The organism is Streptomyces sp. NPDC001796, assembly GCF_042892355.1.
Classification (GTDB): domain Bacteria; phylum Actinomycetota; class Actinomycetes; order Streptomycetales; family Streptomycetaceae; genus Streptomyces.
In genome coordinates, this window is record NZ_JBIAUC010000025.1 from 64,972 (window position 1) to 78,536 (window position 13,565).

The 13,565-nt window shown below is 69.2% G+C and carries 12 protein-coding genes and 4 pseudogenes; 8 read left to right on the forward strand and 8 right to left on the reverse strand.

Annotated features, from left to right (window positions below):
* Positions 1-36: 36 nt before the first annotated feature.
* Complete coding sequence (locus tag ACFYZE_RS32520; RefSeq protein ID WP_389002185.1) at positions 37-321, reverse strand: RICIN domain-containing protein; 285 nt, start codon at positions 319-321, stop codon at positions 37-39.
* Here ACFYZE_RS32520 and ACFYZE_RS32525 point away from each other — a divergent pair.
* A pseudogene (locus tag ACFYZE_RS32525) lies at positions 235-510 on the forward strand (carbohydrate ABC transporter substrate-binding protein); the annotation flags it as partial. The gene ACFYZE_RS32520 and the pseudogene ACFYZE_RS32525 sit on opposite strands and share 87 nt — an antisense overlap.
* Here the strand turns inward: ACFYZE_RS32525 and ACFYZE_RS32530 are convergent.
* Positions 505-1,032 carry an ATP-binding protein gene (locus tag ACFYZE_RS32530; RefSeq protein ID WP_389002087.1) on the reverse strand — a complete coding sequence of 176 codons (528 nt, stop codon included), beginning with the start codon at positions 1,030-1,032 and terminating at the stop codon, positions 505-507. The pseudogene ACFYZE_RS32525 and the gene ACFYZE_RS32530 sit on opposite strands and share 6 nt — an antisense overlap.
* Before the next feature lie 264 nt (positions 1,033-1,296).
* Here ACFYZE_RS32530 and ACFYZE_RS32535 point away from each other — a divergent pair.
* Together ACFYZE_RS32535 and ACFYZE_RS32540 are read left to right on the forward strand one after the other, a co-directional pair.
* Positions 1,297-1,681 (forward strand): annotated as a pseudogene (locus tag ACFYZE_RS32535) (winged helix-turn-helix transcriptional regulator).
* 206 nt (positions 1,682-1,887) lie between these two features.
* Positions 1,888-2,541: a response regulator gene (locus ACFYZE_RS32540; protein ID WP_389002090.1), complete on the forward strand. Its 654-nt coding sequence runs from the start codon at positions 1,888-1,890 to the stop codon at positions 2,539-2,541.
* Positions 2,542-2,561: 20 nt separating this feature from the next.
* On the opposite strand, the gene ACFYZE_RS32545 is transcribed toward ACFYZE_RS32540, so the two are convergent.
* Together ACFYZE_RS32545 and ACFYZE_RS32550 are read right to left on the reverse strand one after the other, a co-directional pair.
* Positions 2,562-2,915: a response regulator transcription factor gene (locus ACFYZE_RS32545; RefSeq protein WP_389002093.1), complete on the reverse strand. Its 354-nt coding sequence runs from the start codon at positions 2,913-2,915 to the stop codon at positions 2,562-2,564.
* A gap of 102 nt (positions 2,916-3,017) precedes the next feature.
* Positions 3,018-4,217: pseudogene (locus tag ACFYZE_RS32550) on the reverse strand (RNA-guided endonuclease InsQ/TnpB family protein).
* Between the two features lie 53 nt (positions 4,218-4,270).
* On the opposite strand from ACFYZE_RS32550, the pseudogene tnpA reads away from it, so the two are divergent.
* Positions 4,271-4,700 (forward strand): annotated as a pseudogene (gene tnpA, locus ACFYZE_RS32555) (IS200/IS605 family transposase).
* Positions 4,701-4,890: 190 nt separating this feature from the next.
* Here the strand turns inward: tnpA and ACFYZE_RS32560 are convergent.
* The 3 genes from ACFYZE_RS32560 to ACFYZE_RS32570 are packed head-to-tail and all read right to left on the reverse strand — an operon-like array spanning position 4,891 to position 9,271.
* Complete coding sequence (locus ACFYZE_RS32560; RefSeq protein ID WP_389002096.1) at positions 4,891-6,642, reverse strand: DUF4118 domain-containing protein; 1,752 nt, start codon at positions 6,640-6,642, stop codon at positions 4,891-4,893.
* 50 nt (positions 6,643-6,692) lie between these two features.
* The gene (locus ACFYZE_RS32565; protein ID WP_389002099.1) at positions 6,693-7,496 is read right to left on the reverse strand and encodes a phosphatidate cytidylyltransferase; all 804 of its coding nucleotides are present in this window, start codon (positions 7,494-7,496) and stop codon (positions 6,693-6,695) included.
* A complete protein-coding gene (locus ACFYZE_RS32570) occupies positions 7,493-9,271 on the reverse strand; it encodes an aminotransferase class I/II-fold pyridoxal phosphate-dependent enzyme (protein WP_389002102.1) in 1,779 nt (592 codons plus the stop codon). The genes ACFYZE_RS32565 and ACFYZE_RS32570 overlap by 4 nt, the downstream gene beginning before the upstream one ends.
* A 228-nt stretch (positions 9,272-9,499) precedes the next feature.
* Here ACFYZE_RS32570 and ACFYZE_RS32575 point away from each other — a divergent pair, with 228 nt between their 5' ends.
* Both ACFYZE_RS32575 and ACFYZE_RS32580 read left to right on the forward strand, forming a co-directional pair.
* Positions 9,500-10,237: a flavodoxin family protein gene (locus tag ACFYZE_RS32575; protein ID WP_389002105.1), complete on the forward strand. Its 738-nt coding sequence runs from the start codon at positions 9,500-9,502 to the stop codon at positions 10,235-10,237.
* A 10-nt stretch (positions 10,238-10,247) separates the two neighbouring features.
* Positions 10,248-11,468: a low temperature requirement protein A gene (locus ACFYZE_RS32580; protein ID WP_389002108.1), complete on the forward strand. Its 1,221-nt coding sequence runs from the start codon at positions 10,248-10,250 to the stop codon at positions 11,466-11,468.
* 104 nt (positions 11,469-11,572) lie between these two features.
* Here ACFYZE_RS32580 and ACFYZE_RS32585 read toward each other — a convergent pair whose 3' ends face one another.
* Entirely contained in the window at positions 11,573-12,343 is a 771-nt protein-coding gene (locus ACFYZE_RS32585; RefSeq protein WP_389002111.1) for a helix-turn-helix domain-containing protein, read from the reverse strand.
* A gap of 70 nt (positions 12,344-12,413) precedes the next feature.
* Between ACFYZE_RS32585 and ACFYZE_RS32590 the strand changes: the two genes are divergently transcribed.
* Complete coding sequence (locus ACFYZE_RS32590) at positions 12,414-13,226, forward strand: phytanoyl-CoA dioxygenase family protein (protein ID WP_389002114.1); 813 nt, start codon at positions 12,414-12,416, stop codon at positions 13,224-13,226.
* A complete protein-coding gene (locus tag ACFYZE_RS32595; protein ID WP_389002117.1) occupies positions 13,223-13,534 on the forward strand; it encodes a hypothetical protein in 312 nt (103 codons plus the stop codon). The genes ACFYZE_RS32590 and ACFYZE_RS32595 overlap by 4 nt, the downstream gene beginning before the upstream one ends.
* Positions 13,535-13,565 lie beyond the last annotated feature (31 nt).

Consider the following 13,565-nt stretch of genomic DNA (forward strand, 5'->3'; position numbering starts at 1 on the left):
GTGTGCTGTTGGTTCGGTGATCTGCCTCCGTGCTGGTCAGTTGACGCGCACGAGCTTCCAGAGCTGGTCGTCGACGCTGATGTCGTTCCATTGGATGACGGATGCGCCGTTGGCGGTGGAGGACTGGGCGACTCCGGCGAGCAGACCGCTGCCCCCGTTGACGAGTCTTGTAGAGCCGCCGCCTGCGCTGGTCAGGGTCCACCGTTGCGAGGCCGCGGTCGAGGACGTGTTCTGGAGGCCGAGTCCTTCTACCTCGCGTCCGACCCGAGCGTCGTCGCCGCCTCCAGCAACGCCCCGACCTCGTCCTACACGGCCCTGCAGAAGAAGGCGTACGACATGATCTCGGGCGCCAAGAACCTGACGCAGTTCATGGACCGCGACAGCCGCCCGGACTTCACCTCCACGGTGATGCAGCCCGCGCTGCAGAACTTCGTCCGTGACCCCAAGGGCGTGGACGGCATCATGTCGTCCATCGAGCGCCAGAAGAAGACGATCTTCGCGTCCTCATGAGCACATGGGTCGGCTCCTGGTGGTGATGTCGGCCCAGTGGATGGAGTGCCCGTCCTCCTGACGGTCACCGTATGCCTCGGCGAGCAGCTCGATGATCAGGAGTCCGCGGCCGTGCTCGCCGTCGGTGCGCTCGGTCGCCCGGCCGCCGTCCGGGACGGTGGGACCTCCGTCGGACACCTCGATGTGCACCTGCCCGGCGGTGGGGTCGCAGCACAGTGCGAGGGCCAGGGGCGGCTGGGCGTGCCGTACGGCGTTGGTGACCAGTTCGGAGACGGCCAGCAGCACCGAGTCGGCCACCTCGTCGGTGACCTTCCACTGGGTGAGCAGGTGCCGGGAGATCCTGCGGGCTTCCCGGGCGGCCTGTGGACGGTGGGCAAGGGACCAGGTGCGGCCGGGTGTCGACGTGTGCCGGGTTCCCGTCTGCTGGGGCAGGAGACCTGGAGGACAGACGTACATCGCGGCCATCACCTTCTTCGAGCACGTGGTGCCGTCGGTCTCGAGCGCTGGTTGGGTGGACGTCACCACCTTCCCGTGGATCCGTGCGGTGTGTCGTCGTGGCCAGCGCCCAACCTCTTTACCGGCCAGCGGGAATACACGGGCCGCAGTCAGCACCCAACGGGCAGTCGCCACCTTCGCCCCGGGGGAGTGCGGAAGGGCTGTGTGCGCGGAAGCGGGAGTGGCCCGGTGGCCTTCTCCGGAGTTCGCGCTCTCTCGTGGTTACTGGGGAACTGTAGGAGAGTGGCGATCGACCTGGAAGAACGCACTTCACGGTGACCGAGGAACCTGATGGTGACCGAACGACTGCTCAAGAGCCTGCCCGAGGAGGCGGACCTGAGGCGCGCGGACTCGCTGGCGCGGGAGATCTTCTCGGACGTCGCCAACAAGTGGGTGTTCCTGATCATCGAGGCGCTCGGCGAGCGCACCCTGCGCTTCAGCGAGCTGCGGAGCGAGGTCGAGGGCGTCAGCCACAAGATGCTCACCCAGAACCTGCGCATGCTGGAGCGCAACGGCCTGGTCGACCGGAAGGTGCACCCCACCGTGCCGCCGCGGGTCGAGTACACCCTGACCGAGCCGGGCCGGGCCTTGCGCACCACGGTCGACGCCTATGTGCGGCTGGACCCACGAATACCTCGGTCACATCGAGGACGCGCGCCGTCGCTTCGACGCCTGACGGGCCCGCATCACCACGCATACGTTCTGCGCGCTCCTTCGGTGGCGGGGGCGGGCCCGTGCCCGGCGCCTCCTCGATGAGATGGTCCGCCGAGGTCGCCGCGGGGTGCCCAGCGGCTGAAGGTCGCCGACAATGGGAGGCGTGACGGGAAGGGACCGGGACCCGCGAACCTGGGTCCGGGCGCAGTGCCGACTGACGGATCGGTGATGAGGGATCTGCGGGTGGTCCTCGCCGACGATGACGTGCTGCTGCGCGAAGGGCTGGCCAGCCTGCTGCAGGGCTCGGGCTTGGCCGTGGTGGGGCAGGCCGGCGACGCTGCGCAGCTGCTGGAGGTCGTCCGGCAGGAGGAGCCGGAGCTGGTGGTGGTGGACATCCGGATGCCCCCGGACCAGGCCACGGAAGGGCTCGAGGCGGCGCGCACCATCCGCCGGGACTTCCCCGAGACGGGCATTCTCGTCCTGTCAGCGCATGTCGAGGTGGAGCACGCGATGGAGCTGCTCGGCGACGGCCGCAGGATCGGTTACCTGCTGAAGAGCCGGGTCGGTGATGTCCAGGAGTTCCTGGAGGCGCTGGAGCGGATCGCCAAGGGCGGCTCGGTGGTGGACCCCGCGCTGGTCCAGGAACTGGTGTCCGCCCGCCGCCGGGAGGACCCGCTGGCGGTACTCAGTGAGCGTGAGCGCGAGGTCCTGGCCCTGATGGCCGAGGGCCGGTCCAATGCCGGCATCGCGCGCCGTTTGTGGGTCACCGAAGGCACCGTGGAAAAGCACGTGCGCAGCATCCTGTCAAAGCTGGGCCTGCCGGAGACCGACGACGACCATCGCCGCGTCCGCGCCGTGATCACCTTCCTGGAGGCCCGGTGACCGGGGCGTCCCGGCGACCGTCATCCCGTCCCGGCGAGCAGGTCGTGGATGGCCACGCCGGACAGCTCCGTCTTGGCGAGGAATCCCAGCGCGGGACTCGCCACAATCAGGTCGGCGTACTCGTCCTCCGCATGACTGGAGATCAAGATCACCGGGGGCGGCGAAGGGCCTGTCTCGTGGCGCAGCCGATCGGCCAGTTCCAGGCCGCTCTCGCCACCGAGGTCGATGTCCACCAGTGCGATGTCAGGCCTGAGTTGCGTTGCCTGCTGCAGCGCCTGTGCGCTGTCCGACGCCACGCTCACGACCATGATGCCCTCGCCCTCCAGCAGGCAGCGGGCAGCGTTGAGGAAGTAGGGGCTGTCATCAACGATCATGCAGCGCAACATGTGTCCAGGATCTCAGCGAGGACACCCGGCCGGCATTCCTGCTAGCTGTATTTCGTGACTCCTCCCCCTCATGGATGAGGGGGCTTCTCGCTATGCCGGTGCGGCTTCGCGACGGACCAGCCCGGCCCGTAGGACATTGACAGCGCCCACCGTGTCCGCGTGCGCGTTGTGGCCGCAGGCGACGCAGTGGAACTTCTCCTGTGCGGGCCGGTTCCCCTTGGCGGTGTGCCCGCATTCGGGGCACCGTCGGGAGGTGTTGCGGGGGTCCACGGCCATCACTTCCCGTCCGGCGCACTCTGCCTTGGCGGTGAGGATCTGGAGGAACACCCCCCATCCGGCATCGTTGATCGACCGGTTCAGCCCGGTCTTCGCGGCGGCCCCGTTGGGCAGGAAGCTGCCCGGCCGGTCGGGGTCCGGCTTCGGGGCCGGGGCCTTGCTCATGTTGCGGATCTTGAGGTCTTCGTGCGCGATGAAGTCGTGTTTGCGTACGAGGTCAAGCGCGGTCTTGTGCGCGTGGTCCAGGCGCTGTCGGCGAACCTTGCGGTGAAGCCGGGCCGCCTTCTCCACGGCCTTGTGACGGCGCTTCGAGCCGCGCTTGCAGCGGCTGAGCGCTTGCTGTGCGGCTTCGAGCTTTGCGGCGGCTCTCCGGCCGTGTCGGGGGCTGGGCACGAAGCCACCGTTTGAGTCGGCAAGGAAGTTGGCTATGCCCATGTCGATGCCGGCTACGCTGCCCGTCGCCGCAAGCGGCTCAGGGGCTGTCTGCTCGGCGGTCAGGATGACGTACCAGCGCTTGCCTTCGCGCTTGACCGAGACCGTCTTGACCTTGCCCACCACGGGCCGGTGCTGGTGCACCTTGACGTGCCCGACGCCCTGAAAACGGACACGGGTCACGGGGTCGTGCGGCGTGGAGTCCCACCGGCAGCCGTCCCCGTCCTTGGGGAACTCCACCGTGTCGAACCGCTTTCCCGGCCGGAAACGTGGATAGCCCGGCTTGTCTTTGGCCTTGATGCGGCGGAAGAACGCGGCGAACGCCTTGTCCAACCGGCGAAGCGTCGCCTGCTGCGACGAGAACGACCAACGGCCCTGACGCTCCGGATCGAACGCCCGGATGTCCTTGAGCTGCGCGGACTGCTGCCCGTACCGGATCGTCGTCTTCGAGACGTGCCGGTAGGCGTCACGGCGCTCCTGGAGCGCAGCATTTTAGAGGGAGCAGTGATCACGCAGCATCTCGACGAGTGCGCCTTGCTGGCCCACGGTGGGCCGCATAAGGAACTTGTACGCACGGATCATCCGGCCCACCCCCCCTTTTCGGCCAGCCTCGGCGATCATACGACGCTTGGTGTATGTCACCACGCTGGATCCCAAACCCCGATATGCGCACGGGACGGCACGTCGCCCACAACCTCCACGCTCACTTGGTGTTCGTCACCAAGTACCGGCGAGGCGTCTTCGATGACGCCTTGCTGAAGCGGTGCGAAGAGATCATGCGGGAGGTGTGCGGCAAGTTCGTGGTGGAGCTACGGGAGTTCAACGGGCGAAGCCGATCACGTACACCTGCTCGTGCACTACCCGCCGAAAGTCGCCCTGTCGAAGCTGATCAACAGCCTCAAGGGCGTCAGCTCCCGGTACCTCCGGGCCCAGTACACCGGCCGGATCAACCGCATCGGGATGGGATCGGTGTTCTGGTCCCGCTCCTACTTCGCGGGTTCCTGCGGTGGTGCACCGCTGACCGTCATCCGGCAGTACATCGAGGGCCAGAAGCGGCCCGTCTGACCGTCACCACGGAGGCGGAGCGCACTCCGGCGCTGCGCGCCTCCGGGCCGAGGATGCGTTTCCCTCCCCGGCTGAAGCCGGGGATACCCACGCAAGATCAACGGATGGCCGGTTGCCCACCTGCCCGTCCTGCACGGGCGGCCACGTGGAACACCGCCCCGCGGTTCGGCGCACGGTGCGCCTCGGAAGTTCAGTCACCGGCTTCGGCCGGCTGCACGGAGTCGCGGTCGGCCTCGGTGAGGGGGAGCTCCGCACGCAGGGTGGTTCCCGCTCCGTGCGGACTCTCGACGGAGATCCTGCCGCCGAGCGCCGCGACGCGGTCCTTGAGGCCGACGAGACCGGTGCCGCGGACGAAGTCGGCACCGCCGACGCCGTCGTCGTGTACGCACAAGCCCAGTACCCCGTCGGTGGCCTCGACCGTGACCCGGACGGCCGAGGCCTGCGCATGCTTGACGGCATTGGTCAGTGCTTCGCAGACGACGTAGTACGCGCTGACCTGGATCCGCATGGGAATGCTGGTGTCGGTGTGCACCACGAGATCGACCGGCAGGGAGGAACGCCGAGCGAGCGCCTTGAGCGCGGGAGTGAGACCTCCTCTGGCGAGGATCGAGGGGTGGATGCCGCGCGCCATCTCGCGCAGCTCGTCCAGCGCATCCGTCAGCTCGGTGGTGACATGGTCCAGTCTTGTTCGCAGTTCCTCCGACTCGGGCGGCACTTTCGTCCGCGCCGCGCCCAGGAGCAGCACGAGCGAGACCAGCCGTTGCTGGACGCCGTCGTGGAGGTCGCGCTCGATGCGCCGACGGGTCTCGTCGGCCGCGCTGACGATGCGGGCGCGCGAGGCGGTCAGCTCGGCACGGGCTTCGGCGTTCTCGACGGCGGTGGCGACGAGCTCGGTGAAGCTGGTGATCTGTGACTCCGTGTTCGCCGGGAAGGGCTCCTCGCTGTTCCTCGACGCGGCGATCACGCCCCACAGCCGCCCGGCAACCCTGATCGGGCAGCCGACCGACGAGCGGATACCGAGCGCACGCGCCTCCTGCGCGATCGCGCCTGTGGCGTCCGCGAAGGTCTTGATCCGGGCCGCACCGCCGTTGTGCCGGACCTCCCGGGCGATGCTCGGCCCGTTCAGGTCGAAGCGCTTGCCGACAGTCAGGGGGTCCGGCACCCCGCTCCGGCTCCAGGCGGCGACGCCGGTAACGGTGCCGTCCGCCTCGTAGCGCTCCATACGGGCGAGATCGGCACCGCAGAGCCGGCCGACCTCGCGGGTGACGGCCTCGAAGACCTCCGAAGCCGGAGCCGACCGGGCGACCAGTGTCGCGACCCGGCGCAACGCGGACTGCTCCTCCGTCAGGCGTGCCGACGCCAGTGCCGCCCGCCGTAGTCGGGCCGCCAGCTCTCCCACCACCGCGGCCGTGAGGAGGAAGACACCCAACGCGACTGCGCTGTCGGAATCCGCAAGCTCGAACGAGTAAAACGGGGGGACGAACAGGTACGCGTAGGCCAGCACGCTCAGCACCGACGTGAGCAGTGCCAGCCCTGTGCCCCATATGACGGCGACAGGGAGAACCGCCAGCAGGTAGAGCACCAGGAGGTGCAGCGGCGAGATGTGTCTCCCGAGGAGCGCGACGATGGCGGTTGTCGCAGCCACCAGCGCGACGCCGGCGAGCAGACCGTCCAACCACCGCCGAGCCGGCAAACGCACCCGGCGCCGAGCCATCGCGTCGCTTCCTTGGTCGAACCTGACGGACACGGTTAACCAAAGTGTGACATATCGCACTGGCGGGCGGAGGCGGCGTGATCGGGCGCGGCCGTCCTGGACTGCGCACTGCCCGCCCGGTTCGACAGGCCCCAGCTGGATGCGGCAGGTCCCACCGGGATGTGGACGGTGGCACCGGAGCCGGCCCTTCGTCCGCGTGAGCGGGGCTTGCGCGCCGAGTTCGCCCATCGGCGCCAGTCCTTCGGCACCGTGTCGCTGTCCGGCCGTGGACGGTGCGGTCAGCGCAGCACGAGCAGAACGGCCAGCGCGATGAGCAGCGAGTCGATGCGGTCCAGCAGACCGCCGGAGCCGGGCAGCCAACGGCCGGCGTCCTTGGCCTGTGCACCTCTTTTGATCATGGATTCCAGAAGGTCGCCCATCGGGCCGCCGACCGCCACGGCAACCGCCATCGGCCAGCTCAGCGCGGACAGTACGGCGAGCACGCCGAGGCCGGCTGCGGACCCGGTCAGAGTCCCGCTCCACCTTTTGGCCGGCGACAGTGGTGACAGCGCCGGTCCGCCCAGCCGGCGACCGGCGAAGTACGCCACGATGTCGGCGATCGAGACCGCGACGAACAACACGAGCGCGCTCGCCCCGAGCGGCACCAAGGCGGCCAGCACACTCAGCCAGGCCAGCCCGAGCAGGCCGGCGGAGAGCCGTCGCAGGCCGTGGTCGGCGTCGCCGGCCAGGAGCGGCACTGCGGCCACTGCGAGAGCCCCGATGGCGACCATCCGGAGCACGGATCCGGGCGCCAGCCAGGCGGCCATCACCACGCCTGTCACCGCCGCGGCCAGTACCAAGCGGTCTGCCCGGCCCAGCCGCATCAGCCCGCCGAACTCCATCACCGCAATCACCCCCACCATGACAGCGACGGCCGCGGCGCCCGGACGGCCCAGCCAGAACGCACCGGTGACCAGAGGCACTCCGGCTGCCCAAGCGCACCACCGGACCATCAGCTCACGCCGCCGGGACACGGCCACCGCGATGCCGCCCAGCGCCAGCGCCCCACCGAGGTGGGGCGCCAGGGAAGCCACGGTGATCACCGAGCGGATCCGGTGGCGGGAACGCCCGCAGACGTCGCAGCGAGCGAGGCCGAACCCGTCCGCAGAACCTGCAGGGCGCTCTGGCACGCGGCCACGATGCGCGCGTTCTCGGCGGTGTCCCTGACCGCGATGCGCACGGTGCGCCCCTGGTACTCCGGTGACAACGGTGACAGGTCGCGCAGGTATACGTCGTGGCGGCGGCACTCGTCGACGAGTTGGGCGGCGCTCGGTCCGCCGGGCGGCAGAGTGACGGTGAGGAAGTTCGCCACGGACTCCTCGACCACCACGCTCTCGTCCAGCTCGGTCAGGGCGGCGGCCAGTTGCCGGCGCAGCGCGTGGGTGCGAAGCCAGCAGTCGCTGTAGTACGCCGGGTCACGCAAGGCTGCCACCGCGGCCAGCTGCGCCGGGAGGCTGACCGGCCAAGGTGGCGTCCATCGGCGTAGCCGCGCCGCGGTGATCGGCTCGGCAACCAGGTACGCGGCCCGCATACCGGATAGTGCGTACATCTTGGACAACGAGCTGCAGACAACCACCCGGGGGTCCGTCGCGGCCAGGCCGACGAGTGACTCCGTCAGACCGGCATAGCCCAGGTACGCCTCGTCGATCCACCAGCGGGTCCGGCCCGGTGCGGCGGCGATCAGCGAGCGCAGCTCTGCGGCCGGCGCGTGGCGTCCGGTCGGGTTGTTCGGGTTGACCACCACCACGAGGTCGTATCGGCCGCTCTTGACGGCAGCCGACAGCCGGGCCGGATCGATCCGCCAGCCGTCTTCGCGACGCAACCGGAACCGGTCCACCCGGCAACCGATCACCCTCTCCGTGACATGGGCGTACTCGCCGTAACCGGGGTCCGTGAGAAGCACCCTGCTTCCCGGGGTCAGCCACTGCCCGAACGCCCTGTAGATCAAGTCGGACGAACCGGCGCCGACCGCGAGAGTCTGAGCCGGCAGCGCCCGGGCCGTGGCGATTTCCGCCAGCAGGCCCTCGGCGCCGGCCGGTGGCGAGGTCCGGGCGGCCCAGGCCGGATCCTCCGCGAGCGCCGCCCGCACCCCGGGTGCCGGCGGGAACCATGCGTCCAGTACGTCGGCGGCGACTACCTGGTGGCGCCGGCGCAGTGTGCGGAAGTCCGTGCCGATGGCGGTGAACGAGGCGCCGCCGTGCTCGCAGCCGTCCGGCCCAGGTGCGAACGGCATGTCCAGCCGCCAGTCCACTGCGGACCGCAGACGCTCCAGCAGGGTTCGGTAACGGCCCGTCGTCACCTTCGTCAGCTCGGTCACGCTGCCGGTCAGCACCTCGAACGTCAACGCACCGCTGTGCACGGTACGGCCGACCGGGCGCAGGCCGGCGGCCAGGTACATGGTGAGCAGCTCGGTGCGTCCCATCGCCACCACCCGGCGACCGCCGCGGGCGGCGATCCAGCGCAGCGCCGCGTACATCAGCAGGGGCGCCGCTGCGGTGGTCCGCCAGCGCGGCTCGACGGTGAGGATGCGCACCTCGAACAGATCGCTCTCGATAAGCAGCGGCAACTCGTCGCGGGTCAGGTACTTGTCCAGCGCGTACCGCCCCAACCAGGGCGGAGTCAGGCTGACAAAGCCGATACGGGCCGCCCCCCGCGCCGCGACCAGGTAGACGTTGTCGCCGTCCAGCCCGTCGCGAAGCCGCCCGGCCGGGTTCGGCTCATGCTGGCCCAACTCCTGTGCATACACTCGGTGACGCAGGTCGTGGATCCACTCGAGATCCTCCGGAGTGGCAGTACGCAGCTGTAGGTCGCGGCCCATAAGCACCTCTCTCGCGGGGCACTCCATCGTGGGCGACACGGACCGGCCGGGTGAGGGGCCAAGTGACGCAGTCGGCTGAGTACGCGTACTCAGGCGCAGCCGCGCTCCACGTGCCGGCGTGCGCGGGACCATTCGGACGCCTGATGGTGGCGCCGCACTCCGCCGGTCCGCACGCTGGACATGGACGGGCCGCCTGCACAGCGTGGCGGCAGGACTCCGGGAGGATCTGTGACCGCTTCTTCGCCCGCCACCGACACACCGCCCGCCCGCTACGACGATCTGCGGGCCCTGGTGATCAACTGCACGCTCAAGCGGTCACCGGAGCCCAGCAACACCCAGGGACTCATCGACCGCAGCACCGCCATCATGGACGCACAGGGAGTGCGGACCGATGTGGTACGGGCCATCGATCACGACATCGCCACCGGCGTGTGGCCCGACATGACCGAGCACGGCTGGGAGACGGACGCCTGGCCCGACCTCTATCAGCAGGTCCTGGCGGCCGACATTCTCATCCTGGCAGGTCCCATCTGGCTGGGTGACAACAGCTCCGTGATGAAGCAGGTGATCGAACGCCTTTACGCATGCTCCAGCTTGCTCAACGAAACCGGCCAGTACGCCTACTACGGGCGAGTCGGCGGTTGCCTGATCACCGGCAATGAGGACGGTGTAAAGCACTGTGCCATGAACGTCCTCTACAGCCTGCAGCACCTGGGCTACACCATCCCTCCCCAGGCCGACGCCGGCTGGATCGGCGAGGCGGGCCCCGGTCCCTCCTACCTCGATCCCGGCTCGGGCGGTCCGGAGAACGACTTCACCAACCGCAACACGACCTTCATGACCTGGAACCTGCTGCACCTGGCGCGGGCGCTGAAGGACCTTGGCGGCATCCCCGCCTACGGCAACCAGCGCACCGCCTGGGACGCGGGCTGCCGCCGCGACTACGAAAACCCCGAGCACCGGTAGGACGCCGGCGGTGAGTGAACGCGCCGGCGGCCCGCCGGGCGGCAGGGGTCCGGTCGGTCCTTTGCTGCGGACGATGGTCCGGCGGGACCCGACGGAAGCGCACCGCGTCGCGACACCGCTGGAGCTCTTGTTCGATCTCTGTTTCGTGGTGGCCGTCGCGCAGGCCGGTGGCAGGCTGGTGCACGCCGTGGCGGCGGGGCATGCCGGGCAGGGCGTGGCCGGCTACGCCATGACCTTCTTCGCCGTCTGGTGGGCCTGGATGAACTTCACCTGGTTCGCCTCCGCGTACGACACGGACGACGTGCCCTACCGGCTCACCACGTTGGTGCAGATCGCGGGCGTCCTCATCCTGGCTGCCGGGGTGCCGCGCGCCTTCGACCGCACGGACTACTCCATCGTCCTGATCGGCTACGTGGTGATGCGGCTGGCCTTGACGACCCAGTGGGTCAGGGCGGCCCGCAGTGAGCGAGGCGGCGCCCGAGTCACCGCCCTGCGGTACGCCGTCGGCGTCGTCCTGGTACAGATCGGCTGGGTGGCGTTCGGGTTCCTGCCGCACACGGACGTCAAGGTGTGGGTGTTCGTTGTCCTCGCGGCCGCGGAACTCGCCGTGCCCATGGTGGCCGAGCACCGCAGGCCCACTCCCTGGCATCCCCACCACATCGCCGAGCGCTACGGACTGTTCACCCTGATCGTCCTGGGCGAGACGGTCGCCGCCGCGACGGTGGGCGTCCAGGGGGCTCTCGACAGGGGCAGTTCGACGAGACTGCTTCCGATCGCCGCGGGGGGCCTGCTGATCGTGTTCGCCGCCTACTGGATCTACTTCGTCGTGCCCATCCACGAGCACCTGCGGACCGGCCGACGTGCTTTCCTGTGGGGATACGGGCACTACCTGGTCTTCTCCACGGCCGCCGGTATCGGCGCCGGACTCGAAGTGGTGATCGAGCAGGTGATCGGCCAGGCCCACGTCGGCGCCACCAGCGCCGCCGCCTCGGTCACCGTCCCGACGGCAGGATTCGTCTTCTTCACCTGGCTTCTGCACGCGCGCCACCACCAGCCGTCACCGCGGCAGCAGGCTGTCCTCCCGCTGACCGCGGTCGCGATCCTGGCCTGCACGTTCGCAGGCTCGTGGGCGGTGCTGCTCGCCGGATTCGTCGCGGCGCTCAGCGTGGCCGTCTCCTTGATCCAGCACCACCGCATCACCCGGTCATCAGAGGCTGCAACCATGCCCTGAGCTTGTTCCAAGTGGCCCGACGGAGATCCGTCAGGTCTTCCCACCGCTCCCATCGCTCCCACCGGGCCGCTCGAGCGAGCCGCCCGCCGGTGCCGCAGCAAACATCACGTCTCGAACCCTCGTAGCGCACGCGGTGAGGCTCCGAGTTCGCGTCGGCACGCCTTGTTGAACGCCTGGAGGTCGGGGATGCCGACGGAGGCTGCGACGGCGGAGATGGAGAGGGTCGAGGCGCGCAGCAGATGATGGGCGCGGTCGAGTCTCCGGCTGCGGATGTAGCCGACGACCGTGTCGCCGGTCGCGGCGCGGAACAGCCGCGTCAGGTGGTTGTGCGAGACCCCCGCGGCCCGGGCGACACCGGGCACGGTGAGCGGCGTGGCCAGGTGCGACTCGATGTAGGCGATGGCCGTGCTGACCGCAGGGTGTGGATGGGGTCTCTCGGTGGCCGGAGCCAGGTGGGCGATGCGCCACAGAGCGGTCCAGATCTCGGCTCTGGTGCGCTGCGGATCGCGGGGCAGAGCGGTGACCGCCTGCCGCAACAGGGAGTCCAGGGCCGGGAGTTCCGGGCCGGCGTCCTGGACGACGGGCACGGTGCGGGAAGGCCCGGCGGCCACGATGCGCAGGTGTGCGTAAAGATGCTCGGAGCGGCCCCGGTAGCGGTAGCGGACCGTGACCCCGGGCGGTACGAGACTCACGCGGCCGGGTCGGATGGTGAACGGAGAGCCGTCGACGTCGAGTTCGGCGTCGTACCGGTACAGGTGCAGCTGCCACAGCTCAGGGAGCCGGAAGACGTCGGTACGGCTCACGACACCATGGACGCCGACGCCGGCGTTCGCCACGACGGGCGGTTCACCGAGCTGGAGCTCCGTCTCGAGCATGGTGAAAAGCTACCAGTAGTGGTGAGCTGCGCCCACGCGTCGGGCGGCGATTGCTCCCTACGGTGGCGGCATGGCAGACATCCCATTGCTGAGCTCGGTCGAGATGGCCCACTTCGTCGCGCACGGCTCGTTGCGCCTCGACGCCGTCGTGCTCCCGGACATGAACGAGGAGGGGATCGGGGTCCTTCGCAACGGTGTCCCCGATGTGCCCTACGGCAGCAGCGTTCAGGACGCCTATCCGGACGGATCGTTCGTCCGGCGTCTGATCGAGCTTCCTGCCGTGGCCGGGGCGCTGTATTCCCTCGTCGGCCCCGGGCCGAGCGTCGACCACCACGCCGTGCACGTGCGCGAGCCCCACGAGGGGCGGGCCCAGCCGCTCCACGGCGACGCGATCATCGATGTGCGCACGGACGCCTTCGACGTCCAGTTGATGTACTACCCACAGGACGTGACGCTTGCCATGGGCGGCACCCTCAGCGTGCCCGGCAGTCATCTGCGGCGTACGAACGAGTCGGACACCGGCCGCTACCAGAACCTGCGCGGTCAGTCCAGGCTCGTCTGTCCGGCCGGCACTGTGGTGTTTTTGCACCACGGACTCTGGCACGGTGGGCGGCGCAACGACAGTGACGTGAGCCGCTACATGTTCAAGATCCGTTTCAATCCGACGGTGCGGCAGCGCCGCCTCTGGGATACCTCAGACCTCGACGACCCACGTGTCGCCGAGAACCTCAGCGCCCACTTCCCCTGGTACGAGCCCGCCACCGCACGCCTGGAGTTCTACAACCGCGTCCTGCTGTGGCGCGCCCTCACCGGGGACGACTCCTTCGACCTCGAGCACTGGGTGACCCGGGTCTCCAACCGTCCTCAGAAGGATGCAGTATGAACGTCCGTCAGCAGGTTCTGGTGCTCTACCTGGCCACCTCGGCGCTGGATTCCGAGACCGTGGGCTGGGCGCGTTACGACGGCACGGCACGGACGTCGCCCACGACCGGGGACGGCGACGAACCGCCGTACAAGTCGGGCGTGCATGCCCTGGAGGACGGCTGGCGGCTGTTCCAGGCCGCCCAGTTGATCCCGCCCTATCCGGGACACGAGTACGACGTGTCGTTTCTCAAGCACGAGTTCTTCTTCGAGAAGCTCCTGGAAGCGGACGCGGGAGAGGGGACTGCGCGGACGGAGTCCTCCCGGTAGTGTCCGCGTCTCGTGCCATGAGGGCCGGGTG